Origin of the sequence: Methyloceanibacter stevinii (genome assembly GCF_001723355.1) — a bacterium.
In the GTDB taxonomy this organism is placed as follows: Bacteria; Pseudomonadota; Alphaproteobacteria; order Rhizobiales; family Methyloligellaceae; genus Methyloceanibacter; species Methyloceanibacter stevinii.
Map to the genome: position 1 here is coordinate 178,016 of NZ_LPWE01000012.1, position 23,741 is coordinate 201,756.

Consider the following 23,741-nt stretch of genomic DNA (forward strand, 5'->3'; position numbering starts at 1 on the left):
GCCGCTCTTGTTGTGCGCTGCCGCAAACCCCAAATAAAGGCTCCCCACCCGAGCCGTCGCCAGCGGCTTGACCTGTCGCCGTCCCCCGGCTTTGCTCTGGATAATAGCTTTCGCGGTCGAAATTGAAGGCCGACGATATGCGAGGCGGCGGCATACGAATGCGGCCGGAACTGAAAACGACCGAAGTTCGAAACGAGACTGTGAATGCGTGATCCCAAGTCCGACCCAACCGCGCGGATGTTCGCCGAGGCCTGCGCGATGCTCAAACAGGCCGAGCAACTCCAGCGGCAGTTTTTCGGGCCGTCGAGTGGCACCAGCAGCGCCTGCTGGGAACCGCCGGTCGATATTTTCGAGACCGAGCGCGAGGTGACCGTAATCACGGCGCTGCCGGGGGTCCGCCCCGAGGCCGTCCGGGCCGAGATCGAAGGCACGACGTTGATCGTCACGGGCGTCCGGGCCATTCCGGCCGCGGGGCGCGGCGCCAATATCGTCCGGCTCGAGATTCCCTACGGGCGATTCGAGAGGCGCATCGCCATTTCCAGCCGTTTGAGGCTCATCGGCAAAGAACTCGAAAATGGATGTCTGAAACTGATCTTTACGAAGGCAGGCTAACCCACTCACTGAAGTGCACATCATGAATGAGCAAGACCAAAACCTGACCACCGAGAGTCTGCAGAAGACCGAGGAGACCACCGAGTCCCAGACCACCACGGGACAGGAAGAGTCGGCCTTTCCCGAGCTGCCGAACGATGCGGTCATTCTGCTGCCGACGCGCAACGCGGTGCTGTTTCCGGGCGTGGTCGCCCCCCTGATGGTTGGGCGTCCCCAGACCGTCGCCGGCGCGCAAGCGGCTGCACAAGCGGGCAAGCCCGTCGGCGTGCTGCTGCAGAGCGACCCGAGCGCCGACGCGCCGGGCCCCGACCAGTTGAACCGTGTCGGCACCATTGCCGAGATCATGCGCTATGTGACGTCGCCCGACGGCGCCCATCACCTCGTCGTGCGCGGCATGAACCGCTTCAAGGTTCTGGAGATCCTCGACGGATACCCGTTCCTTGCGGCGCGGATCGAGGAAATCGGCGGATTGGAAGTGTTCTCAACCGAGCTTGCGGCCCGGGTCCATCAGCTGCGCGAACGTGCGCGTGAGGCCCTGTCGCTCCTACCCAATGCGCCGGACGAACTCGGCGGTGCCCTGGAGCAGATCGAGTCGCCCTCCATGCTGGCCGACTTCATTGCCAACGTCATGGATATCAGCCCGCCGGAGAAGCAGGGCATCCTCGAGACATTCGACGTGTCCGACCGCATCGACAAGGTGCTGCGCGAACTCGTGCAGCAGATCGAGGTATTGCGCCTGTCGAAGCAAATCGGCGAGCAGACGCAGGAGTCCCTGTCCGGGCGCCAGCGCGAACACATCCTGCGCGAGCAGCTTCGCCAGATCCAAAAGGAGCTTGGCGAAGGCGAGGACGGCGAGGCCGAGATCGCCGAGCTGCGCGAGGCCATCGACAAGGCCGAAATGTCCGAGGAAGCGGAGACGCAGGCCAAGAAAGAACTTCGCCGCCTGGAGCGCATGCCCGAGGCGTCAGCCGAGCACGGCATGATCCGGACGTATCTCGATTGGCTGATCGAGTTGCCTTGGTCGAAGCTCTCCGAGGAGACGATCGACATTGCCGAGGCGCGCCGGATCCTCGATGAGGATCACTACGGTCTGCCGAAGGTGAAACAGCGGATCCTGGAATATCTTGCGGTCCGCAAGCTCAACCCCGATGGCAACAGCCCGATCCTGTGCTTCGTCGGCCCGCCCGGCGTCGGCAAGACCTCGCTCGGCCAGTCGATCGCCCGCGCCATGGGCCGTCAGTTCGGGCGAATCAGCCTCGGCGGCGTGCATGACGAAGCGGAAATCCGCGGTCACCGGCGCACCTATGTCGGCGCCCTGCCCGGCAATATCGTGCAGGCGCTGCGCAAGGCCGAGACGCGCAATCCCGTCTTCATGCTCGATGAGATGGACAAGCTCAGCGCCAGCTTCCACGGCGACCCGTCCGCGGCGCTGCTCGAGGTCCTGGATCCGGCGCAGAACAGCACGTTCCGCGACAACTATCTGGGTGTCCCGTTCGACCTGTCGAAGGTGATGTTCATCGGCACCGCGAACGTGCTCGACCAGATTCCGGCGCCGCTCCGCGACCGCATGGAGGTCATCGAGATCCCCGGCTACACCGAGGACGAGAAAGTCGAGATCGCCAAGCGCTACCTGGTCAAGCGCCAGCTGGAGGCGAGCGGTCTCAGCCCGGAGCAGTGCGAGATCACCGAAGAGGCGCTGCGCACGATCATCGACGGTTACACCCGCGAAGCGGGTGTCCGCAATCTCGAGCGCGAGGTCGGCGCCGTCTGCCGCCACGTGGCCATGCAGATCGCCGAAGGCGGCCAGTCGCGCATGCGCATCGACGTGGACGACCTTCACGGCATCCTGGGCGCCCGCAAGGTCGACAACGAGGTCGCCATGCGGACATCCGTGCCCGGCGTCGCCACAGGGCTCGCCTGGACGCCGACGGGTGGCGATATCCTCTTCATCGAGTGCACCAAAGTGCCAGGCAAGGGCCGGCTCATCCTGACCGGCCAGCTCGGAGACGTCATGAAGGAAAGCGCGCAAGCCGCTCTATCTCTTCTGAAAGTCCGAGCGGGACATCTTGGCATCGAGCAGAGTGTTTTCGATACGTCGGACATCCATCTGCACGTCCCGGCAGGCGCCATTCCCAAGGACGGGCCGAGCGCGGGCGTGGCCATGTTCATCGCCCTCACCTCGCTCTTTACGGGGCGCACCGTACGCAGCGACATCGCCATGACCGGCGAAATCTCGCTGCGCGGCCTCGTGCTGCCGATCGGCGGGGTGAAGAACAAGGTGCTGGCCGCGGTGCGCGCCGGGATAAAGACCGTGATGCTGCCCGAACGCAATCGCCGGGACTTCGAGGATATTCCGGAAGCCGCGCGCGAGGCGGTCAAGTTCGTCTGGATGTCGACGGTGGACGATGCCCTGGCCGCGGCCCTGAGCCCGCCGGAGGTACCCGCCGACAGCCCCAACGACCTTTCCGACGATCAGCGCCGGCTGGCCAGCGGCTAGCCGCCACGAGCCTGGGTTGAGGTCACAACTGCTTCCTTTAGGGGCAGGTTGGCCGTATGATCCCCCCAACTCCTGGGGGGTCCCATGCGGTTCCTATTTGGCTTCATATTGGGCGTTGCGCTGACGGTCGTGGCCGCGTTCGTCATGGATCAGCGCGAACAGCAGGTCGAAAAGCGCGTCGTCAACTGGGACGTCGTGAACGAGAAAGTCGGCGCGGCCACGAAGGACGCGCAGGAGGTCTGGTCCGACTTCACCAGCGAGATGACCGGCCCGTAAAACGATTCCGCCTCAACGCGCTATGCGCGAAAGCTCCACCGAACTTCGAAAGCCGCAGGCAGCGCCGCACTCTTGATTTGCGGTGGCTTGGGCGGTTTGTCCTCCCGCCGGCTCTTGGGATGCGAGCTCGATTTCTCGGCCTGGGTCGTCGCCACCATGTTCATGCCGATCAGGAAGGCCGCGCCGCTGCCGACGACAGTCAAGATAGCGACCGTCCGCAAGGCCCTGCGCAACTCGCGACGCCCCGGAGATTCCAGCCGCACGGTCCGGTTCACATAGGCCAGAAACGAGCTGAACAGCGCCGCCAACGCCCCGCCGCTGAACACCAGCATGGCCATCGTCACCTTGCGGTCAACGGTCGCCTGCGGCTCCATGGCCACGATGGTCAGCAGGACCAGCGCGGCGATGCCGTTCAGACCGATGAGGAAGGACAGCGCCCGGCCGGCCAGGCGGTTCCGCTCCCGCTCGATAAAGCTGGGATCGAGGTCCGGTCCAGACTGGGGGCTATTCACGGTCATCTCGACAGCTCCTGGCCTCGCTAGCGCAGCACCATCTTCGGAAAATACAACGAAACCGTCCAGTTGGGAGCGTCGACAATTTCGCTGATCCGCAGATCGGCACAGACGCTGCACAGCATATATGCATCGACCGCCGCCATATTTGTGCTGGCGCAAAGCCAATCGATCATGCCCGAGACGGCATCCCGCGCCGCCTGCATCAGATCCGGCCCCACGCCCGTCGTGGCTCGGTACCCGGCCTCATCCAGATGGCGGGAAACCAGCCCGTTCGTCTCGAAACGCGGAAAAGCGAGCCTCGCCTGCTTGATGAGGCCGATCTCGACCGCGACCACCATGGGGCTCTCGATGGCCGTGCCGCAGACTTCACCGTCACCTTGGGCCGCATGGGTGTCGCCGAGCGACAGCAAGCCACCCGCGACCTCGACCGGCAGGTAGAGCGTCGTGCCGACGGCGTTGTCGCGGATGTCGAGATTGCCGCCCACCCGGCTCGGCGGGATCACCGAGTGCACGCCGGGCGCGGCGGGGGCGAGCCCCACGGTGCCGCAGAATGGCCTCAAGGGGACGGCGGCGCTGGCCCCGAACAAGGCCGGCGCCAACGTCCGCGCATCGTATTTCCAGATATGGAGCGCAGGTTCGGTGAATTGGTCGGCCAGCAGCCCGAAGCCCGGAATATTCGCGGTCCAACCCCAACCGGACGGCTGGAAATCCTTGAAGGTCACGGCCACCGCGTCGCCCGGCTCCGCGCCCTCGATATAGATGGGCCCGGTCACGGGATTCACGCGGGAGGCGTCGCGCGCAAGGAACTCCTCGAGCGTGGTGTCGGGCCCCACCTGCCCGGCCGAGGCATCGATGGTCTCGATCTCGACCGTCTCGCCCGGCGTCACGGTCAAGATCGGGTCGATAGCGTTGTCCCAGCCGAAATGATGGTGGTGCTTATGGATCGTGTGATTGCAGAGCACGCGCGCCTCCTCGTCGGACCGTCATAGCAAATTTGCAGGTCTAGGAGGCTGCGTTGATACGGCACCCGGCCAAGCGCAGGGCGAGCGGAGTGGACGGCGGGGAAAACGGACTAGGCTAGCGTCCGATCCAAAGCGCATCCGCCGGCTTAGACAGGCGGGGTGTCCAGGATGGCTAATGTAATAGCCACGGCGGCAACCACGACGACGAACACGATAAAGGGCAACGCGTAAAAGAACGCGCGGCGATGGCCAACGTCCAACCAGTGTTCGAAGCGCCTCGCCCACTCGAACGGATAATCCTCGCCGGTGACGTGGTGGCGGGATTTGGTTCCTGCTGTGGTGTTCGCTTGCGCTTCTGCACTACGTTTCATCTGCATGCTCCTTGGAGACGAGAAAACGTCTTGCCTTATCGGCGGTTCACGCGCGCTGCTGTTGCTCTGTAGCAAGCTGAAGCCCGAACAGTTTCAGCCGCGATGCGCCTCTAGGCAGACCTCAGGCGTGCGATATCTGCACTACACGTGCGCATCGCCACGAACACGCGCTAGTTTTGCGCCTCTTCAGAAGCGCGGCGCGTTGGTGCGCGCCCTAGTTTATATGGGCCGCCGCCGGCGTGTGTGCCACCGCCGTGGATGGCGTGTGGGCATCCTCAGCCAAGACAATCAACAGTGTGAAGAGCATGGAATATGTCAGTGCCAGTGCCCAAACGCGCCCGGCTGCTATGGCTTTGTTCTTCATGACCTAAGTCTCCCCAAAGCAATAACTGAACCTGCCATAGAAAAATGGCGTTCTCGTGCCGACATGCCGGGGGTCGATTGGTGGCGCGAATTGTGGGGTGATTTCCAGGTCCGCCCCTGAAGCATTGAGCTTCCCCGGGGCGCTGGCGGAGACGGGGGGATTCGAACCCCCGATACAGCTTTACACTGTATAACGGTTTAGCAAACCGCCGCCTTCAGCCTCTCGGCCACGTCTCCGCTGGACGCAAAGGCTTACTGGTCTCGTTCGGGCCGGTCAACACGCGTGCGTGCGATTTCCAGCCACACGCGGCGTTCCACGCCATGCCCCGGCGGGACCCCGGCCCCATATTGCTCTCGGGCACAATATGCTAGGCTGGAGCTTCGAAATCCTGGGAGGACTAGCGCATGAGCGGCGGCATCCGATTCGGATGGCCTAGGCGTGCGGCGGCGTGCCTCGGCATAGCCCTTGCCGCCTCCTTCCTTGCCATGCCCAGCACGGTGCAGGCCGGGAGCGCCGAGTATTGCGTGACCTGCAAGAACCCCAACGCCTCGTACCGCTGCCGCCTCCAAGGCAGCGGCGTTACCCAAAGCGATGCGTTCAAGCTGTATTGCGTGGTGCGGACCACCAAGGAGGGCAATCACGCCTCCTGCGCGGCAAAGAAGGACCCCAACTGTGCCGGCGTGGTGAAGGCCTACAACTACGATGGCCCCACCCTGCCCCCGAAGGTCACCAACGACCCGCGCGTCCGTCAGTTGAACGAGCGCGTGGAACGGGACAACCGGGCGTCGAGGGCAAGCGCGGCGAGCAACCCAAATCCCTGTTCGAGATGGGCGGGCGGGCCTATGACGCCTCGAAGCGAGGGCTACAGGGTGCCGGTGCTGCAATCGGCCTTGGCGCCGGTGCGAAGAACCAACAGGCCGCGCCACCGCCGCCTCCGCCACCCCCAGTTCAGGAGGCGCCGAAGCCGCAGAAGAACTTCGCGCGCCGCAGCTGGGACTGCATGACCTCGCTGTTCCGGGAATGCGGAAACGAGTAAGGCGGCACGCCGGTTTTATCCGGCATCCCGCCTTCAGCGTGCGCCATGGCGCACTTCAGCCTCGTCCAATCCAGCCCTAGTGGGTCTGAAGCCACTCGCGCGCTTGGCGCTGCGCCTCGGAAATCTGATCCGTGGTCATCTCGCGGGCCAGCTCCAGCCGGTAGTCGCGCGCGGAGTCGTTGCCCCGCGCCGCCGACAGGTTGAACCACTTATGCGCGGTGACGAGATCCACATCCACGTCACGCCCCGTCGCATACAGCATTCCAAGTTCGAACAGCGCATCCGCTCCGCCGGCCTGAACCGCAGGTTCAAACTGACTGCCCAAGATCGTTCCAAGTTCCAATCGTGCCATGACGTCCCCCGTTTTGGCTCTTTGTCCCCGCCGCGTATCTGACTTTCCCCACGAAAGACGTTCGATGCGCGGTGTTGCGTTCAACGAGGACGATCATCGGCGACGTCTTTGAAGAACGTCTGAATCGATGTGCTTAATGCAAGCTCACCAAATCTGAATCGCTTGGTAAGTTTGCTTTACGAGGGCACGGGAATCGGCGGGGTAAAGATTAAGAACGCGCATTTGAAAGGGTCCTCTAACCATTTCCGGTGGCGTCTCGCTAACCACGCGCAACTTTCCGGCACGCGAATGAGATTAAGTGTCGTCGCGTATTTCCCGAACAAGTGCGGTCAGGATGACTAACGTCGAGACCCGGCGGATGGCTGCACGAACGCAATCCTCCACTCCCAGGCTTGCGGTTCGGATGCGCTGCCGAGAGGCTCCCACGGCACGTGCACGGCCTTCGGCTTGCCGACGACCGTTCCGTCAATCTGCCGAATGGCCGGCGCAGCCAGGGACCAGAGGCCCGCCCTGCGAGCCGGACGCACACGACGACAGCCGGGGCGGTCAAATCCTGCGGCCGCACGGGAGGCAAGTGGTATGGCCGGCGGAGCGAGACGATGCGTGCCTCGGGAAGGAACCGGCGCAGATTGCCGCCGTCGTTGCGATCCATGACGATGAGGGTTCCGCCCCCGAAGCCGCGTGCCTCCAGTTCTTTGGCGAGGCCCTCGTACGGCACCGCGAGCCGGCAGTGATTGCAGTCCGGGCTCATGGCCCTGGCCAAGTACACCGCGCGGATCGGCACGACCATTAGTGTGACCGCCAACAGCACGGCACCGATCGCCACCGGCCGGCGCGCGGGCGCGTCTTGCGCAGCCACCCGCAACAACCACAACGGCGTGAAGAAAAAGAACGGATGCATATAGCGCTCGAGATAGTTCGAGGCGCCCGTCAACACCGCACCGAGAAAGAGAAAGACAAACCCGGCGAGGGTCATGTGCAGCAACAAGAGCGGCCAATCGGGCCCCGCCTGTGCGCGATCCCGTGGCAGTACGCCCTGCTTGATCCTCGACCACCCCTCGCGCAGCAGGGCCGGAAACATCACCAGCAGAATGAGATCGAGGGGGAAGAGAAAGCCGAGTGGCGCCCAGCTCGCGAATGCAAGACCCGTCATCGTCGCCGTCAGACGGTTCGAGGCCATGGGTGCTACGGTGCTGTCGAAAACCCGGACGAGGTCGTGGTCGTTGGCAATTAGCCAGTAGCCGAAGGGCGCGACGATGGCGGCAGCGATGCCCACACTCGCCAGCATGCGCCTGTCGAGGAGACGGGCCCGCAACGCCGGCTGAATCAGCGCGCAATTGCAAAGAATGATCAGGTAGGCGGCGAAGCCGTACTTGGTAAGCAGACCGATACCCGCCACGACCCCGAAGAGCACATAGTCTCCAAGCCGTCCGCTCTCGACCAATCTCATAAAGGCCCAGAACGATGCGGCGATCGCGCAGGTCATGACAAGGCTGTGTGTCACGCCTTCGTGGAGGTTCCACCCGATCTGATAGAGCAGCAGCGGTGATAGGCTCGCGATCACGACCCAGCGCCGATCGTCGAACAGCCGCTGAGCGACCAGGTAGAGAAAGACGAATGTTGCGATGAGCAGGCCGTATTTGATGAGCAAGAAGCCCATCAGCCCCGGGCCGGTGACTTGCTGCACCGTCCACAAGATCCACTCGTAAACAGGCGGCTGACGCTCCTGATAGCCGAGCGAAAGGGTCTGGCCGAGCACGTTGGCGGAAGCGTCGTCCAGCGACAGACTATGGGAGAAGGCAAGCCGGAGAGCGGTGTGCACCAGTCCGTAAAGCGCGCCGAACAAGACAACCGCGCAAAGGCACCATGGTGGACAGATTCTCTCTTCTGGGCGCGCGATGCAGACCTGCACCGGCATCACTGACGACGCCATAGCTCTCACTTTTCTTCGCGCCCACGAAGATTTGAGTGAACGGGGCTACGGTTGAAATGTGTCGGCTTGGTGTCATCCGCGCCGCCTGCGGCAGGATGTCATGGACCCGCTTTGGGACCCGCTTGGGCCCCGTTATGGGATCAGGACCGACGAGCCCGTGGTCTGACGGCCTTCCATGGCGCGATGCGCGTCGGCGGCATCTTTCAGCGCAAAGCTCTGGTTCACCGAAACCCTGACCGCGCCTTTGGCTAGGACGTCAAAAAGGTCGTTCGCCGTGGAAACGAGTTCCTTACGCGTGGCGATAAAGTCCCAAAGCGAAGGCCGCGTGGCGACGAGCGAGCCCTTTTGCGCCAGAAGATTGATGCGGAACTCGGGCACAGGCCCAGATGACTGGCCGAAGCTCACCCACAGGCCACGCCGCTTGAGGCAATCGAGCGAGCCGGGAAACGTCTCCTTGCCGACGGAGTCGTAGACCACATCGACCCCCTCGCCGCCCGTGTACTCCTTCACCTGGGCGACGAAGTCCTCTTCCCGATAGTTGATCACGTGCGTGCAGCCATGGGAGCGCGCGATCAGCGCCTTGCCGGCCGAGCCCACCGTGCCGATCACGGTCGCGCCCAACGACGACGCCCATTGGCAGGCGATCGTACCCACGCCGCCCGCCGGCGCGTGGAACAGTAGCGTCGTCTTGGGACCGACCTTGAAGATCTGCCGCAACAGATACTGCGCGGTCATGCCTTTCAGCATCACGGCCGCGGCAACCTCGTCGCTCACGCTGTCGGGAATGCGCACCACGCGATCGGCGGCAATCAGGCGCTCTTCCGCATAGCTGCCCGTATGGCCGGCATAGGCCACCCGGCGTCCGACTTTCAGCGTGCGGACGCCTTCGCCCAGCGCGGTGACGATGCCCGCGCCTTCCGTGCCCGGAACGAACGGCAGCGCATCCTGCGGATAGAGGCCCGAGCGCATATAGGCATCGATGAAGTTGAGGCCGATTGCCGTCTGCTTGATGCGGATCTCGCCCGGTCCTGGCTCCCCGATATCGGCCTCTTCCCTTTTGAGGACGTCGGGGCCGCCATACTCATGCACGCGGATGACGTGGGTCTTATCTTTGGTCTTGGCTCGGGTCATGTCTCGGACGATCCGCCGCTCGCGCGATCCGGCTATCGCGACTCGATACCGAGCTTCGCCTTGATCAGGGCGTTGACCGCTTGCGGGCTGGCCTTGCCGCCCGTCGCCTTCATCACCTGGCCGACGAACCAGCCTGCCATTGCCGGCTTCTCCTTGGCCTGCTCGACCTTGTCCGGATTGGCCGCAAAGACCTCGTCGACTGCCTTCTCGATGGCGCCGGTGTCGGTCACCTGTTTCATGCCGCGCTTCTCGACGATCTCGGCCGGGTCGCCGCCTTCTGACCAGACGATGTCGAACACGTCCTTGGCGATCTTGCCGGAGATGGTCCCGGCCTTGATGAGATCGACAATGCCGCCGAGCTGCGCCGACGAGACCGGGCTGTCGTTGATGGTCAGGCCTTCCTTGTTGAGACGGCCGAACAGCTCGTTGATGACCCAGTTCGCCGCCTGCTTGGCGTCGCGCCCCTTCGCCACATCCTCGAAATAGTCGACGCTCTCACGCTCGGCCACGAGCACGTCGGCGTCGTACGGCGTGAGACCGTAATCGGCGATGAACCGCGCCCGCTTCTCGTCCGGGAGCTCCGGGAGGCTGCTAGCGATCTCGTCGACGAAGTCCTGCGTCAGCTCGAGCGGCAGCAGGTCGGGATCGGGGAAGTAGCGATAGTCGTGCGCCTCTTCCTTGGAACGCATGGACCGCGTCTCGCCCGTCTTGGCATCGAACAGGCGCGTTTCCTGATCGATGGTCCCGCCGTCCTCGATGATCTCGATCTGGCGGCGCGCCTCGTACTCGATGGCTTGGCCGATGAAGCGGATCGAGTTCATGTTCTTGATCTCGCAACGCGTCCCAAGCTCATCGCCCGGACGGCGGACGGAGACGTTTACGTCGGCACGCAACGAGCCCTGATCCATATTGCCGTCACACGTGCCGAGATAGCGCAGGATCGTCCGCAGCTTGGACACATAGGTTTTCGCCTGCTCCGAAGAGCGAATGTCCGGCTTAGACACGATCTCCATCAACGCGACGCCCGACCGGTTGAGGTCGACATAGGAGTTCTGCGGATGCTGGTCGTGCAGGCTCTTGCCGGCATCCTGTTCCAGATGCAGGCGCTCGATGCCAACGATCACGCGTTCGCCGCTCAGAAGGTCGACGATGACCTCGCCCTCGCCCACGATCGGGTTCTTGTACTGGCTGATCTGATAGCCCTGGGGCAGGTCCGGATAGAAATAATTCTTCCGGTCGAACACCGAGTACAGATTGATCTCGGCCTTAAGCCCAAGCCCGGTCTTGACGGCCTGCGCCACGCAGGCCTCGTTGATGACCGGCAGCATGCCGGGCATGGCCGCGTCCACGAGGCTGACATGGGAATTCGGCTCGCCGCCGAACTCGGTCGACGCGCCCGAGAACAGCTTCGCGTTCGAAGTGACCTGGGCATGGACCTCCATGCCGATGATGACTTCCCAATCGCCGGTCTCGCCCGCGATCAAATTCGATTTTTCCGACTTGGCGTCCATGATGCTGACCTTGGAGGAACCGTTATTCCTTGGATTCCTTGCGGAGATTTTCTTCCTCGTATTGGATGAACCAGCCGATCATTTGGCGCCACAACGCCTCGACGAGTTCCGGCGGCAGATCGTTCTTTTCGGCCCGCGCCCGCACCTTGTCGATGACCTGCTGGATGCGCCAAGGCACCGTGGCATCGGCAGGCGACTTCTTCAGTTGCCAGGCCCGGTCCACATAGGCGAAGCGCTCGCAGATCAGATCAACCATCTCCTCGTCGATGCGATCGATCTCGACCCGGACATCGTCCATGCTCTCGCAATTCTGTGCCGCGCGTGTGGCCATGATCTCGCTCCCTTATCCGGATGTCTCGGGGACGACGGCATCGACCGCAATCTCCACCAGCCAGTCCGGAGACACGAACCCCGAAACCGCAAGCGTGGTATTGGCCGGACGGATGTCGCCGAAGACCTCGCCGTGCACCTTGCTCACCGCTTCGAAGTGGGCAATGTCAACAAGATAGACCGTCGTGCGGACAACGTCTTTGAGGCTGGCGTTCGCGTCTTGCAGCGCCTTGTCGATGGTCTCGAAGATCGCGCGCGTCTGCGCCTCCGGATCCCCGATGGCCACGGGCTTGCCGCCCGACGCCGCGGTCGTGCCCGCAACCGAAACCCAGTTCCCGACGCGCACGGCCCGCGAATAGCCGACGGTCTTCTCGTACGGGCTCCCCGATGAAATCAGACGCCGGCTCATGGTTTGCTCCACCAGTCCTGCGGCTTGGCCATGGGCCCCGCCGCGTCCTCAATGACCTGTCCCACGCGGAACAGCGTCTCTTCGTCGAGGCCCGGCCGATGACTGAAGGCCGAGCGGCGTTCCTTCCGACGACAAGCCGGCCGGCACGGAGATGCCCGGCAGGCCCGCCATGTTCACCGTCACCGTGAAGATGTCGTTCAGATACATCTCCAGCGGATCGCCCGACTTCTCGCCAGCCGCAAAGGCAGGCGCGGGCGTGGTCGGCGTGAGGATCGCGTCGACGCCTTGGAAAGCCTGGTCGAAGTCCCGCTTGATCAGGGTGCGGACCTTCTGCGCCTTGAGGTAATAGGCGTCGTAATAGCCGGCGGAGAGCACATAGGTCCCGATGAGCACGCGCCGCTTCACCTCCGCGCCGAAGCCGGACTCGCGCGTGTTCTCGTACATCGAGATCACATCCGTGCCGGGCTCGCGCAGACCGTAGCGAACGCCGTCATAGCGGGCGAGGTTCGACGACGCCTCAGCGGGCGCGACGATGTAATAGGACGGCAGCGCGTATTTCGTATGCGGCAGGCTGATGTCCTTGACGTTGGCGCCCGCCTCCGTCAGCCAGGCAATGCCCTGCTGCCACAGCGCCTCGATCTCGGGCGCCATACCCTCGACGCGGTACTCTTTGGGAATACCGATGGTCAGCCCCTTCACGCCCTGATCGATCGCGGCCTCGAAGTCCGGCACCGCAAGATCCGCGCTGGTCGCGTCCTTGGGATCGTGGCCCGCCATGGCGCCGAGCAGAATGGCCGAGTCCCGCACGGTGCGCGCGATCGGCCCGGCCTGGTCCAGGGACGAGGCAAAGGCGACGATGCCCCAGCGGGAGCAACGCCCGTAGGTCGGCTTCACCCCGACCGTGCCCGTGAAGGCCGCAGGCTGCCGAATCGACCCGCCCGTGTCGGTGGCTGTCGCGCCAAGGCAGAGGCGCGCCGCAACGGCCGCGGACGATCCGCCGGACGATCCGCCCGGCACGAGCGGTGCATCGGAGCCCTCGCGCCGCCAGGGATTGATCACCTCGCCGTAGAAGCTCGTCTCGTTGGACGAACCCATCGCGAACTCGTCATTGTTGAGCTTGCCGAGCATGACCGCACCTGCGTCCCAGAGATTGCCGGTGACGGTCGACTCGTAGGTCGGCGTGAAACGGTCGAGGATATGGGAGCACGCGGTGGTGCGGACGTCCTTCGTGCAGAAGAGATCCTTGATGCCGAGCGGAATACCCTCCAGCGCGCCCGCCTCCCCTTTGGCGATCCGCGCGTCGCTGGCCTTGGCCATGTCGAGCGCACGCTCCGGCGTCTCGAGCACATAGGCGTTGAGCGACCGGTTGGCCGCCTTGATGGCCGCCGAGTGGGCTTCCGTCAGCTCCACGGCCGAAAAAGACTTGTTGGCAAGCCCCTTGCGGGCGTCGGCTATCGTCAGGTCTGTGAGATCCGTCACGGTTGGCTACTCAACGATTTTCGGGACGACGAAGTAGTGGTCATCCTCTTGGGGCGCGTTCTTGACGATGTCCTCGGCCTTGAAGCCGTCGGTCACCTTGTCTTCGCGCATCTTCATGGTCATGGCCTCGACCCGGGTCATCGGCTCCACGTTGGCCGTGTCGAGCTCGTCCAACTGCGCCACCCAGTCGAGAATGCCCGAAAGCTCCGATTCCAGACGCCCAGCCTCGTCTTCGGTGATGGCGATGCGGGCAAGACGGGCGATGCGAAAGACGGTGGCGCGATCGACAGACATGGATTTGACGCTGGCTCGAATTCAGGCCCTCAGGATATCAGTCCCAAAGGCTCGCTGGCTGGGAGAACCGGTGAAACCGGGGTATCCCCTGTAGCACCGCCCCGCCGGGGCGGCAACTGGGCGAAACCCCGCCCCTGTTCGTGCTCAAGCGTCGAAAGGAACGCCGACTTCGGGCACCATGACCTCGAGGCCGCCCATGGCCGCCACGAACTTATCAGCCGTCTGGTCGATCACGGGAAAAGTGCCGTAATGACAAGGGATAACGGTGTCGAAGTCAAAGTAGCGCTTGCACGCCAGCGCCGCTCCCTTGGCGCCCATCGTATAACGGTCGCCGATGGGGACGATGCCGATCTGGGGCTCATGCAGCTCGTTGATCAAGGCCATATCGGCGAACACATCCGTGTCGCCCATGTGATAGAGCGTCTTGCCGCTTTTCGCGGCGATGACGATCCCGCAAGGGTTGCCGAGATAGACCGGGCGCCCATCGACCATGTTGGAGGAGGAGTGGAGCGCCTGGACGAAGGTCAGGTCGAACCCGTCTTGGGGAACCATGCCGCCGGTATTGCCTGGATCGGTCTTCTCGACCCCGTGGCCGGCGAGATAGGTGGCGAGCTCGTGCACGGCGATCAGCTTGGTGCCGGTTTCCTTGCAGATCCGGACCGTGTCGCCGACGTGGTCTTCGTGGCCGTGGGTCAGCGCCACATGGGTGATCCCGTCGATCACGGCGATCTCGGCGATGCCCGCCTTCTCGAAGGTGGGATTGCCGGTAAGAAAGGGATCGATCAGGATGCGGCTTGCGCCGAACTCAACGCGAAAACAAGAATGACCAAACCACGTTATCTTCATCGTCTCACCCCTCACATGACGCAGTGACTATGGCTCCGCCCTTTCCTATCGAAGAGTTGCCGTCGAAGCTACAGCCTGGCGCGCGTCTTCTTGGCTTTGATGTGGGAACCAAAACGATCGGCCTTGCACTGTCGGACGTCACCCGGGCCATCGCGACCCCCTACGAGACGGTGCGCCGCACGAAATTCACCGCCGATGCCAAGGCGATCGCCGCCATTGCGGCCAAGGAGGGCGTGGGCGGGCTCGTGATCGGGCTCCCGCTCAATCTGGACGGTTCCGAAGGGCCGCGCGCCCAGTCGACCCGCGCTTTTGCCCGGAACCTTGGCCAGCATCTAGATCTCCCCATGGCCTTTTGGACGAGCGCCTGTCGACGGCGGCGGTCGAGCGGCATCTGATCGAGGCCGACGCTCCCGCAACGCCGGGCCGAAGTCATCGACCGGATGGCGGCCGCTTACATCCTGCAGGGCGCGCTCGACCGCATGAAGGCGCTTCGCTAACGGCCTCCAGGCTCAGCTCAATCGTTGATTTGGAAGAGCTCGTAGTTCTCGGGATTGTCGGGGCAAAGACCTGTGCCGCAAAGGGCGATGGTCGAAAAGATATTGGCGAAGGTCAGGATGAAAAACAGAAGGATCGCGATCAGGGGCAGCCCCTTCAAGCGCCCGGAAGCCGACTGCACCTGCGAGAATTGCCGGTCGCCGAGCAGCATGATTCCGCTGCCGAGGACGATGGCGACCGCGAAGAGGAACGCCCAGGTGTAAAGGTGCATGCCCCAGACCGGAGGACCGTAGAAGCCAGTTCCCGGCACGATGTGCAGCAGGATCTGCCGCATGGAGATCGCGGCGCTCGCGATCCCGCCGATGATGGCAATGCCGTAGTGGCTCGGCTTCGGGCCGAACACGACGTTGAGCGCGATGCCGCAGCCGGCGGCGATCAGACCCGCCCGCTGCAAGATGCAGAGCGGGCACGGAAGCTCGCCGAACCAGACCTGATCGATGAACGCCATCGTCAAGACGGTGCCGATGGCAAGTAACCCCAACGCGTTCAGCAGCTTCGACAGCTCGGCGGACACGTTCCGGCTCCTCAGAGTTGGATGCTCAAGACTTCACCGACATGAACGCGGAATAGGATCAGCATTGTGGCAAGCCCGATGAGCCAGAAGCCCACGGACACACCGCGCTGACGCAGCCACGCCGCACCAATCGCGCACGCAAACAGAACAAAGGGCAAGCTCATCATGGGGGTCGCGCTCCCAATTGTTCCTGTAGATCGGCCAATGTCGGCAGCAGCGCCGCGCCGGAGGGACTAAGCCCCGCTTGGGCATGGCGAAGATTGGTGCTGCCTCTGGCCAACCAACGATTCGTCTAGTCCCTGACTATTTGGGATTGGCCGCGCCTTGACAAGCCCCGAGGCCCGCGGGGCGCCTGCGCTGACGAAGGCATGACGGCGCGGTTTTCCCCGGTTCGCGTCCTCGCGTCCGCCATGCGCTTGAAGCTTTGGAAATCGGGGCCTATACAGTGCCCTTTAATGAGCAACGTGGCTGAAGCCCCTACACCATCCTTCCCGCATCGCCACCTTCTCGGCATCGAAGGTCTGAAGCGGGACGAGATCCTGTCGTTGCTCGACCTCTCCGAGGACGCGGCAGCTCAGAGCCGCAGGGTCGACAAGAAGAGCAACGACCTGCGCGGCCGGACGCTCATCAATCTTTTCTTCGAAGCCTCCACCCGCACGCAGAGTTCTTTCGAACTGGCGGGCAAGCGCCTCGGCGCGGACGTCATGAACATGTCGATCCCGACCTCGTCCATCAAGAAGGGCGAGACGCTGATCGACACCGCCGTCACGCTGAACGCCATGCGCCCCGACTTGCTCGTAGTGCGCCATCACGCGGCCGGCGCGGTCGAGCTCCTGTCGCAGAAGGTCGATTGCTCCGTCATCACGGCGGGCGACGGCAGTCACGAGCATCCCACCCAGGCCCTGCTCGATGCCCTGACCATACGCCGCCACAAGAAGCGCTTCGAGGGTCTGACCGTGGCGATCTGCGGCGACATCGCCCATTCGCGCGTGGCGCGCTCCAACATCCTGTCGCTCAACACGCTCGGTGCCCGCGTCCGCGTGGTGGCGCCCTCTACCCTGCTCGGCGAAGCGGTGGACCGGCTCGGGGTCGAAGCGTTCACCTCCATGCATGAAGGCCTCAAGGACGCAGACGTCGTAATGATGCTCCGCCTTCAGCGCGAACGCATGGCCTCCAGCCTGATCCCGAGTCAGCGGGAATATTTCCACTTCTACGGGCTCGACGCCGACAAGCTTGCGAGCGCCCGGGACGACGCCATCGTGATGCATCCGGGGCCGATGAACCGCGGCGTCGAGATCGACGCTTCAATCGCGGACAGCCCGCGCAGCGTGATCCGCGAACAGGTCGAGATGGGCGTCGCCGTGCGCATGGCCGTGCTGCAAGCCCTCGCGCGCCATCTTCCGAACGAATGATCGACATGGACCACGAAGCCGAACCCGAAACCGCCCACCGCCCACACCGCAAGCCGCTTGCGCTGGTGAATGCGCGGCTCGTCGATCCGGCGTCGGGACTGGACGCCTTTGGCGGGCTCCTGATCGCCAACGGCACCATCGCCGATCTCGGCATGCACATCACCGAAGGCTCCATCGAGGGCGCCGAGTCACTCGATTGCGGCGGGCGCACCGTCGCGCCAGGTCTCATCGACATGATGGTCTTCTGCGGCGAGCCGGGGCATGAGCATCGCGAGACCCTGGCGACCGCGAGCCGCGCGGCGGCGGCCGGCGGCGTCACCACGATCTGCTGCATGCCGAACACCGACCCGGTCATCGACGACGTGGCGCTTGTGGACTTCGTGCTCCGGCGCGCGCGCGATACGGCCCTCGTCAATGTCCATCCCATGGCCGCGATGACTCGCGATCTGAAGGGCGAGGACATGGCCGAGCTTGGCTTGCTGCGCGATGCCGGCGCGGTCGCCTTCACCAACGGCAAGACGAGCGTCGCCAACGCCAAGCTGATGCGGAACGTCCTGTCCTACGCCAAGGACTACGGCGCACTGATCGTTCACCATCTGGAGGACGCCAATCTCGCCCAGGACGGCGTCATGAACGAAGGCGAGGTCGCGACGCGTCTGGGCTTGCGCGGCATCCCGACGGAAGCCGAGACCATGATGCTCGACCGCGACATCCGCCTCGTCGAGCTGACCGGGGGCCGTTACCACGCGGCGCAGATATCCTGCCGCGCTTCGCTCGAGGTGATCCGGTCCGCGAAAGCACGCGGGCTGCCCGTCACGTGTGGCGTCAGCATCAATCATCTGACCCTGAACGAAAACGATATCGGCCCCTACCGGACCTTCTTCAAAATGACGCCACCGCTCCGGTCGGAGGAAGACCGGCAGGCCATGGTCGAAGGCGTCGCCAGCGGCGACATCGACGTCATCGTCTCCGCGCACGACCCCCGCGGCGCCGAAGGCAAGCGCCGCCCCTTCGCTGAAGCCAATGACGGGGCCGTGGGCCTCGAGACCATGCTGGGCGCGGGCCTGCGTCTCTTCCATAACGGCGAGATCACGCTGCACCGGCTCCTCAACGCACTCTCGGCGCGGCCTGCGGAACTCTTGGGGCTCGCGGGCGGACGGTTGGTGAAGGGCGCACCGGCGGATCTCGCCTTGATCGATCTGGAGATACCCTGGACGGTCGCCCGCGAAGACCTCCGCTCAAAATCGAAGAATACGCCGTTCGACGAAGCCCGGTTCGAGGGACGCGCCTTGGTGACGTTCGTTGCCGGGCGCCCGGTCTATCACTACGGTTGACCCGCGCGACGCGCGACACGGCTGAGGGGGGAAAGCATGCCGACTGAGGACTGGTCTGCCGCCATGCCGGTTGCGCTCGGCGTCTACCTTCTGTGCTCCGCACTTGGCTACCTCCTCGGCTCCATTCCGTTCGGACTTATACTGACGAAATTGGCGGGGCTCGGCGATGTCCGCAACATCGGGTCCGGCAATATCGGCGCGACCAACGTGCTGCGCACCGGTAACAAAGGTCTCGCCGCGCTCACCCTGTTGCTCGACCTGCTGAAGGGAACCGCCGCCGTTGTCATCGCCGGCTCATTCGCCGGGCCCTATGGCGGCATCGTCGCGGGGCTAGGTGCCTTTCTCGGCCATCTCTTCCCGGTCTGGCTCAGGTTCAGCGGCGGCAAAGGCGTCGCCACCTATATCGGTGTCGCGCTCGGCCTGTTCTGGCCGGCCGCCCTCGTATTCTGCCTCGTCTGGCTGCTTGTGGCGGCGATCACGCGCTATTCCTCGCTGTCCGCGCTCACCGCCAGCGCCGCCACCGTGATCTTCCTCACGGTGATCGGACAACCGCCCTTGGCCATCCTGTTTGGCTTGATGACCGCACTCCTCTACCTTCGTCACAAGGAGAATATCTGCCGGCTGCGACGGGGCGAGGAATCACGCATTGGCGGGAGCAAGCAACAAGTCTGAACCGGAGCGGCGGCTGAGCGACGCTCAGCGGCTTTCCTGGCTGCGGTTACTGCGCAGTGAGAATGTCGGTCCGGCGACGTTCCGCGCCCTCGTCAATCAGTTCGGCGGCGCGCAAGCCGCGATCGATGCGCTTCCCGATCTTTCCCGGCGCGGCGGGCGCACCCATGCGATCCGCCTGTGCAGCATCGACGATGCCGAGGCCGAACTTGCACGCGGAAAACGCCTTGGCGCGCATCTCGTCGCCCATGGAGAACGCGGCTACCCGCCGGCACTGGCCCATACGGACGGCTCTCCACCGCTCATCTATGTCAAGGGGCGGTTGGAACTCGCGGACATGCCGATCGTCTCCATCGTGGGCGCGCGGAACGGATCGGCTGCAGGGCAGAAATTCACGAGACAAATCGCCAATGCACTCGGACTTGAAGGCTATGTCATCGCGTCGGGATTGGCGCGCGGGATCGATACCGCCGCGCACAATGCCAGCCTCGACGCCGGCACCATCGCGGTCGTGGCGGGCGGCATCGACGTGGTCTACCCGCCGGAGAACGCCGACCTCCAATCGGCAATCGGCGAACGCGGACTGCTCATCAGCGAGAGGTCGCCGGGCCATACGCCGCGCGCAAAGGATTTTCCGCGCCGGAACCGACTGATATCGGGCATCGCGCTCGGCGTGGTGGTGATCGAGGCGGCACAGCGCTCCGGATCGCTCATCACGGCCCGCATGGCTGGAGAGCAAGGACGCGAAGTCTTCGCCGTGCCGGGTAGCCCACTCGACCCGCGCGCCGCCGGCACGAACAACCTCCTGAAACAAGGCGCCACGCTGGTTACCGCGCCGGAGGACATCACCGAGGCGCTCGCGCCGATCCTCGGGCGCCCTGTCGGCAAGACACCGCGCGAACTGTCCTCCAACGAGGAGCAGGAAGTGCCCCGCCCGCTGCCCGACATCGGTCAGACCGAGCGCGACCGCGTGATCGAGGCCCTCGGGCCAAGTCCGATCGATATTGACGAGATCATTCGCTGCACGGGCATCGAGACGCGGAAGGTCCACATCATCTTGTTGGAACTCGATCTCGCGGGACGCCTGCAGCGCCACCCGCGCCAGCTCGTATCGTTGATCGATGCGTCTTAGGCTTCAGTCCTGCCCAGTCCTATCAAGTCGTGCTTGCCGGAGCGCCGCCTCGATCCGATAGGCGAGTTGCCCCATGTTGTTTTGACGCGCGAGCAGTTCCATGTCCTCGAGCAGGGTCGTTATGTAATCGGCCACGTCCTGGCGCGTCACAGGACCCCCGGAGAGACCTCGCGCCAATTTCGAGCGCGATTTGGCATTGCCGTTCCGTCCCGAGTCACCGCTTCTTGTCACCGCAACCACATCCATTTTTGTGAGAATTCGGCGGGCGCAGCCGTGTCAAAGCCGAGGCCCTTTTGATCGTCTTCCGGTTGCGGACTAGTATTATATACACTCGATAATTGTCAATCGATCTCGCGGCCAATTTGACACCGGCTGATCGAGTCACCATTTTCGCCCACGAGTCCGGGGGCCAATTCCGAAATTTCTCCCTTGGCCGCGCGCCACTCGCACGGCTAGGAACATCTCAATGAACATCGTCATCGTCGAATCGCCGGCCAAGGCAAAAACCATCAACAAGTATCTCGGCTCAGATTACCGGGTGCTGGCCTCCTATGGTCACGTCCGTGATCTGCCGTCGAAGAACGGATCGGTGGTGCCCGACAACGACTTCGAGATGCATTGGGATGTCGATCCGAAATCGGCCAAGCGGCTGAACGAGATCGCGCAAGCGGTCAAGGGCGCCGACAAGCTCATTCTGGCGACCGACCCTGACCGCGAAGGCGAAGCCATCTCCTGGCACGTGCTTCAGGTGCTGGAGCGCAAGAAGCTTCTCGGCACGATCCCCGTGGAGCGCGTGGTCTTCAATGCCGTCACCAAGGATGCGATCCGAGACGCGATGAAAAACCCGCGGGCGATCGACGAGCCGCTCGTCAACGCCTATCTCGCCCGCCGCGCCCTCGACTATCTCGTGGGCTTTACGCTCTCCCCCGTCCTGTGGCGCAAGCTGCCCGGCGCGCGGTCGGCCGGCCGTGTCCAGTCCGTTGCGCTGCGGCTCGTCTGCGAGCGCGAACTGGAGATCGAGAAATTCGTCGCCCAGGAGTACTGGTCGATCACGGCCGCGCTGGCGACCGGCAAGAACGAGACCGTCACGGCACGCCTTTTCTCCGTGGAAGGCGACAAGCTCGGCAAGTTCGACGTGCCCGACGAAGCGACAGCAATGGCCTTGAAGGCGGCGCTGGACGGCGGACGCTATAGCGTCGGATCGATCGAGAGCAAATCCCAGAAGCGCAATCCTGCGGCCCCGTTCACCACGTCCACCCTGCAGCAGGAAGCTTCGCGCAAGCTCGGCTTCAGCCCGCGCCAGACCATGCAAGTGGCGCAGCGGCTCTACGAGGGCGTCGCCCTCGGCGGCGTCACCGAAGGCCTCATCACCTATATGAGAACCGACGGCGTGCAGATCGTGCCCGAAGCGATCTCGCAGGTCCGCTCGTTGGTGAGCGGCCTTTACGGCTCGCGCTACGTGCCGGCAAGCCCGCGCCAATACCAGACCAAGGCGAAGAACGCGCAGGAAGCGCACGAAGCCATTCGGCCGACCGACTTCAGCAAGGCGCCCGACAAAGTCAGCCGGTATCTCGAGCCGGATGCGCTGAAGCTCTATAAGCTCATCTGGCAGCGCACGCTCGCAAGCCAAGCTGCCAGCGCGGAAATCGAGCGCACCACGGCCGACATCGACGTGGCCGGAACGGACGGGAAAGCCTACGGCGTCCGCGCCACCGGGTCCGTGATCCGCTTCGACGGTTTTCTGAAGATTTACGAGGAAGGCGTTGACGACGCGGTCGGCGAAGACGGCTCCCTGCCCGCGCTGACCCAGGGCGAGAGCCTCGACCCGCGCACCATTGAAGCAAAACAGCATTTCACCGAGCCGCCGCCCCGCTACTCGGAAGCAACCCTCATCAAGAAGATGGAGGAGCTCGGAATCGGGCGCCCCTCGACCTACGCCGCGACGTTGAATGTGCTACGCGAGCGGGACTACGTCCGCATCGACAAGAAGCGGCTTTACCCCGAAGACAAGGGGCGGCTCGTAACGGCCTTCCTGGAAAGCTTTTTCAAGCGCTACGTGGAGTACGACTTCACCGCCGATCTGGAGGAGAAGCTCGATCTCATTTCCGCCGGCGACCTTCAGTGGAAGGACGTCCTGCGCGACTTCTGGCGCGACTTCATCGGTGCGGTCGACGAGATCGGCGATCTTCGGATTGCCCAGGTCCTCGATGCCCTGAACGATCTGCTGGGGCCCCACATCTTCCCGGACACGGGCGACGGCAAGCCGCGCGCCTGCCCTTCCTGTGGCGACGGACAGCTCAGTCTGAAGGTCGGCAAGTTCGGCGCCTTCGTCGGCTGCTCGAACTATCCCGATTGCCGCTATACACGCCAGCTCGCCGAGACCGGCGAGAAGGCGGCCTTCGCCGACGGCAAGGTGCTCGGTCTCGATCCCGAAACGGAGTTGGAAGTCAGCATCCGCACGGGCCGGTTCGGCCCCTATATCCAGCTCGGCGAGGCGGGAGACGGCGAGAAGCCCAAGCGCGCCTCGATCCCGAAGGGCACGGACCCGGATGCTATCGATCTGGAACGGGCCCTCTCCCTTCTGTCGCTTCCCCGTGAGGTCGGCATTCATCCCGAGTCCGGCAAGCCGATCACGGCCGGGTACGGACGCTTCGGACCCTATGTTCAGTGCGACGGCAAATATGCGAGCCTGTCCACGCCCGAGGAAGTTTTCGAGGTCGGCGCGAACCGCGCCATCACGCTCCTGGCCGAAAAGGCCGCGAAAGGCGCACAACGCGGCGCCAGCGTCATCAAGGAACTGGGCGAACATCCCGAAGGCGGCGGCAAGGTTCAGGTGCTGAACGGGCGCTACGGGCCCTACGTGAAGCATGAGAAGATCAACGCGACGATCCCGCGGGACCGTGCGCCCGAGGACGTCACGCTCGAGGAAGCCGTCGAACTGATCGCGGCGCGCGCGGCCAAGGGACCCGCGAAGAAGAAAGCGGCGAAGAAGCTCCCGCCAAGAAAAAGGCAGCCAAAAAGACGGCTGCGAAAAAGGCACCGGCGAAAAAAGCTGCGGCCAAGAAGAGCGCCGCGAAGAAACCGGCGCGAAAGAGCGCCCCGTCCAATGAGGCCGCCGACGAGGCGGCCAGCTAAGCGGCAAACGTGGCCCCACCCAAGAAGACGACCCCTGCCAAGAAGACCGCATCTGCCGCAAAGGCCAAGGCG

General features: G+C 63.9%; 22 protein-coding genes, 1 tRNA gene and 3 pseudogenes. 9 read left to right on the plus strand and 17 right to left on the minus strand.

Annotated features, from left to right (window positions below; all coding sequences use genetic code 11):
• The first annotated feature begins 204 nt into the window (after positions 1–204).
• The 3 genes from AUC70_RS10365 (at position 205) to AUC70_RS10375 (ending at position 3,385) form a co-directional block, all read left to right on the plus strand.
• The gene (locus AUC70_RS10365) at positions 205–612 is read left to right on the plus strand and encodes an Hsp20/alpha crystallin family protein (RefSeq protein ID WP_069444797.1); all 408 of its coding nucleotides are present in this window, start codon (positions 205–207) and stop codon (positions 610–612) included.
• A gap of 22 nt (positions 613–634) precedes the next feature.
• The gene (gene lon, locus AUC70_RS10370) at positions 635–3,109 is read left to right on the plus strand and encodes an endopeptidase La (RefSeq protein WP_069445098.1); all 2,475 of its coding nucleotides are present in this window, start codon (positions 635–637) and stop codon (positions 3,107–3,109) included.
• 84 nt (positions 3,110–3,193) lie between these two features.
• A complete protein-coding gene (locus AUC70_RS10375; protein ID WP_069444798.1) occupies positions 3,194–3,385 on the plus strand; it encodes a hypothetical protein in 192 nt (63 codons plus the stop codon).
• Positions 3,386–3,405: 20 nt separating this feature from the next.
• Here the strand turns inward: AUC70_RS10375 and AUC70_RS10380 are convergent, their stop codons facing one another.
• The 14 genes and pseudogenes from AUC70_RS10380 to AUC70_RS10445 all read right to left on the minus strand — a co-directional run bounded on the left by AUC70_RS10380 (position 3,406) and on the right by AUC70_RS10445 (position 14,918).
• Positions 3,406–3,903, minus strand: coding sequence for a hypothetical protein (locus AUC70_RS10380; RefSeq protein WP_069444799.1), 498 nt, complete (start codon positions 3,901–3,903; stop codon positions 3,406–3,408).
• Between the two features lie 20 nt (positions 3,904–3,923).
• Positions 3,924–4,862, minus strand: a complete 939-nt coding sequence (locus tag AUC70_RS10385; RefSeq protein WP_069444800.1) for an acetamidase/formamidase family protein — start codon at positions 4,860–4,862, stop codon at positions 3,924–3,926.
• Positions 4,863–5,008: 146 nt separating this feature from the next.
• Positions 5,009–5,233 carry a hypothetical protein gene (locus tag AUC70_RS10390; protein ID WP_141702073.1) on the minus strand — a complete coding sequence of 75 codons (225 nt, stop codon included), beginning with the start codon at positions 5,231–5,233 and terminating at the stop codon, positions 5,009–5,011.
• 507 nt (positions 5,234–5,740) lie between these two features.
• Positions 5,741–5,833: transfer RNA gene (locus AUC70_RS10395), tRNA-Ser, on the minus strand.
• Between the two features lie 712 nt (positions 5,834–6,545).
• Positions 6,546–6,680: a hypothetical protein gene (locus AUC70_RS18405; protein WP_280138244.1), complete on the minus strand. Its 135-nt coding sequence runs from the start codon at positions 6,678–6,680 to the stop codon at positions 6,546–6,548.
• A 29-nt stretch (positions 6,681–6,709) separates the two neighbouring features.
• Positions 6,710–6,985, minus strand: a complete 276-nt coding sequence (locus tag AUC70_RS10405; protein WP_069445099.1) for an SEL1-like repeat protein — start codon at positions 6,983–6,985, stop codon at positions 6,710–6,712.
• A 259-nt stretch (positions 6,986–7,244) separates the two neighbouring features.
• Complete coding sequence (locus AUC70_RS10410; RefSeq protein WP_069444803.1) at positions 7,245–8,831, minus strand: glycosyltransferase family 39 protein; 1,587 nt, start codon at positions 8,829–8,831, stop codon at positions 7,245–7,247.
• A gap of 219 nt (positions 8,832–9,050) precedes the next feature.
• On the minus strand, positions 9,051–10,049 hold the full coding sequence (locus AUC70_RS10415; protein ID WP_069444804.1) for a quinone oxidoreductase family protein: 999 nt from the start codon (positions 10,047–10,049) through the stop codon (positions 9,051–9,053).
• Positions 10,050–10,081: 32 nt separating this feature from the next.
• Positions 10,082–11,560: an Asp-tRNA(Asn)/Glu-tRNA(Gln) amidotransferase subunit GatB gene (gene gatB / locus AUC70_RS10420; RefSeq protein ID WP_069444805.1), complete on the minus strand. Its 1,479-nt coding sequence runs from the start codon at positions 11,558–11,560 to the stop codon at positions 10,082–10,084.
• A gap of 22 nt (positions 11,561–11,582) precedes the next feature.
• Positions 11,583–11,891: a chorismate mutase gene (locus AUC70_RS10425; protein ID WP_069444806.1), complete on the minus strand. Its 309-nt coding sequence runs from the start codon at positions 11,889–11,891 to the stop codon at positions 11,583–11,585.
• Between the two features lie 12 nt (positions 11,892–11,903).
• Positions 11,904–12,299, minus strand: a complete 396-nt coding sequence (locus AUC70_RS10430) for a RidA family protein (RefSeq protein ID WP_069444807.1) — start codon at positions 12,297–12,299, stop codon at positions 11,904–11,906.
• Positions 12,296–13,778 (minus strand): annotated as a pseudogene (gene gatA / locus AUC70_RS10435) (Asp-tRNA(Asn)/Glu-tRNA(Gln) amidotransferase subunit GatA). Before gatA ends, AUC70_RS10430 begins: the two are co-directional and overlap by 4 nt.
• Before the next feature lie 6 nt (positions 13,779–13,784).
• Positions 13,785–14,072, minus strand: a complete 288-nt coding sequence (gatC, locus tag AUC70_RS10440; RefSeq protein ID WP_069444808.1) for an Asp-tRNA(Asn)/Glu-tRNA(Gln) amidotransferase subunit GatC — start codon at positions 14,070–14,072, stop codon at positions 13,785–13,787.
• A gap of 144 nt (positions 14,073–14,216) precedes the next feature.
• Positions 14,217–14,918: a metal-dependent hydrolase gene (locus AUC70_RS10445; protein WP_069444809.1), complete on the minus strand. Its 702-nt coding sequence runs from the start codon at positions 14,916–14,918 to the stop codon at positions 14,217–14,219.
• Positions 14,919–14,947: 29 nt separating this feature from the next.
• Here AUC70_RS10445 and ruvX point away from each other — a divergent pair.
• Positions 14,948–15,415, plus strand: a pseudogene (gene ruvX / locus AUC70_RS10450) (Holliday junction resolvase RuvX).
• Positions 15,416–15,432: 17 nt separating this feature from the next.
• On the opposite strand, the gene AUC70_RS10455 reads toward ruvX, so the two are convergent.
• Positions 15,433–15,987 (minus strand): disulfide bond formation protein B, encoded by a 555-nt coding sequence (locus AUC70_RS10455; protein WP_069444810.1) that lies wholly within the window; start codon positions 15,985–15,987, stop codon positions 15,433–15,435.
• A gap of 11 nt (positions 15,988–15,998) precedes the next feature.
• Positions 15,999–16,154: a DUF5993 family protein gene (locus AUC70_RS17175; protein ID WP_158007427.1), complete on the minus strand. Its 156-nt coding sequence runs from the start codon at positions 16,152–16,154 to the stop codon at positions 15,999–16,001.
• A 297-nt stretch (positions 16,155–16,451) separates the two neighbouring features.
• Here AUC70_RS17175 and AUC70_RS10460 point away from each other — a divergent pair, with 297 nt between their 5' ends.
• The 4 genes from AUC70_RS10460 to dprA are packed head-to-tail and all read left to right on the plus strand — an operon-like array spanning position 16,452 to position 20,534.
• A complete protein-coding gene (locus AUC70_RS10460; protein ID WP_425283596.1) occupies positions 16,452–17,399 on the plus strand; it encodes an aspartate carbamoyltransferase catalytic subunit in 948 nt (315 codons plus the stop codon).
• A 5-nt stretch (positions 17,400–17,404) separates the two neighbouring features.
• Positions 17,405–18,733, plus strand: coding sequence for a dihydroorotase (locus AUC70_RS10465; protein ID WP_069445100.1), 1,329 nt, complete (start codon positions 17,405–17,407; stop codon positions 18,731–18,733).
• A gap of 36 nt (positions 18,734–18,769) precedes the next feature.
• A complete protein-coding gene (gene plsY, locus AUC70_RS10470) occupies positions 18,770–19,405 on the plus strand; it encodes a glycerol-3-phosphate 1-O-acyltransferase PlsY (RefSeq protein WP_069444812.1) in 636 nt (211 codons plus the stop codon).
• Positions 19,380–20,534, plus strand: coding sequence for a DNA-processing protein DprA (gene dprA / locus AUC70_RS10475; RefSeq protein WP_069444813.1), 1,155 nt, complete (start codon positions 19,380–19,382; stop codon positions 20,532–20,534). Before plsY ends, dprA begins: the two co-directional genes overlap by 26 nt.
• A 3-nt stretch (positions 20,535–20,537) precedes the next feature.
• Here dprA and AUC70_RS17180 read toward each other — a convergent pair whose 3' ends face one another.
• Positions 20,538–20,684, minus strand: coding sequence for a hypothetical protein (locus AUC70_RS17180; RefSeq protein ID WP_158007428.1), 147 nt, complete (start codon positions 20,682–20,684; stop codon positions 20,538–20,540).
• Positions 20,685–21,000: 316 nt separating this feature from the next.
• On the opposite strand from AUC70_RS17180, the pseudogene topA reads away from it, so the two are divergent.
• Positions 21,001–23,741 (plus strand): annotated as a pseudogene (topA, locus tag AUC70_RS16790) (type I DNA topoisomerase); the annotation flags it as partial.

What these genes read in the sequence shown, in the direction of transcription:
- AUC70_RS10365 (WP_069444797.1), top strand. Translation starts at nt 205, where the DNA reads ATGCGTGATCCCAAGTCCGACCCAACCGCGCGGATGTTCGCCGAGGCC.
- lon (WP_069445098.1), top strand. Translation starts at nt 635, where the DNA reads ATGAATGAGCAAGACCAAAACCTGACCACCGAGAGTCTGCAGAAGACC.
- AUC70_RS10375 (WP_069444798.1), top strand. Translation starts at nt 3,194, where the DNA reads ATGCGGTTCCTATTTGGCTTCATATTGGGCGTTGCGCTGACGGTCGTG.
- AUC70_RS10380 (WP_069444799.1), bottom strand. Translation starts at nt 3,903, where the DNA reads ATGACCGTGAATAGCCCCCAGTCTGGACCGGACCTCGATCCCAGCTTT.
- AUC70_RS10390 (WP_141702073.1), bottom strand. Translation starts at nt 5,233, where the DNA reads ATGAAACGTAGTGCAGAAGCGCAAGCGAACACCACAGCAGGAACCAAA.
- AUC70_RS18405 (WP_280138244.1), bottom strand. Translation starts at nt 6,680, where the DNA reads ATGGCGCACGCTGAAGGCGGGATGCCGGATAAAACCGGCGTGCCGCCT.
- AUC70_RS10405 (WP_069445099.1), bottom strand. Translation starts at nt 6,985, where the DNA reads ATGGCACGATTGGAACTTGGAACGATCTTGGGCAGTCAGTTTGAACCT.
- AUC70_RS10415 (WP_069444804.1), bottom strand. Translation starts at nt 10,049, where the DNA reads ATGACCCGAGCCAAGACCAAAGATAAGACCCACGTCATCCGCGTGCAT.
- gatB (WP_069444805.1), bottom strand. Translation starts at nt 11,560, where the DNA reads ATGGACGCCAAGTCGGAAAAATCGAATTTGATCGCGGGCGAGACCGGC.
- AUC70_RS10425 (WP_069444806.1), bottom strand. Translation starts at nt 11,891, where the DNA reads ATGGCCACACGCGCGGCACAGAATTGCGAGAGCATGGACGATGTCCGG.
- AUC70_RS10430 (WP_069444807.1), bottom strand. Translation starts at nt 12,299, where the DNA reads ATGAGCCGGCGTCTGATTTCATCGGGGAGCCCGTACGAGAAGACCGTC.
- gatC (WP_069444808.1), bottom strand. Translation starts at nt 14,072, where the DNA reads ATGTCTGTCGATCGCGCCACCGTCTTTCGCATCGCCCGTCTTGCCCGC.
- AUC70_RS10445 (WP_069444809.1), bottom strand. Translation starts at nt 14,918, where the DNA reads ATGAAGATAACGTGGTTTGGTCATTCTTGTTTTCGCGTTGAGTTCGGC.
- AUC70_RS17175 (WP_158007427.1), bottom strand. Translation starts at nt 16,154, where the DNA reads ATGATGAGCTTGCCCTTTGTTCTGTTTGCGTGCGCGATTGGTGCGGCG.
- AUC70_RS10465 (WP_069445100.1), top strand. Translation starts at nt 17,405, where the DNA reads ATGGACCACGAAGCCGAACCCGAAACCGCCCACCGCCCACACCGCAAG.
- plsY (WP_069444812.1), top strand. Translation starts at nt 18,770, where the DNA reads ATGCCGACTGAGGACTGGTCTGCCGCCATGCCGGTTGCGCTCGGCGTC.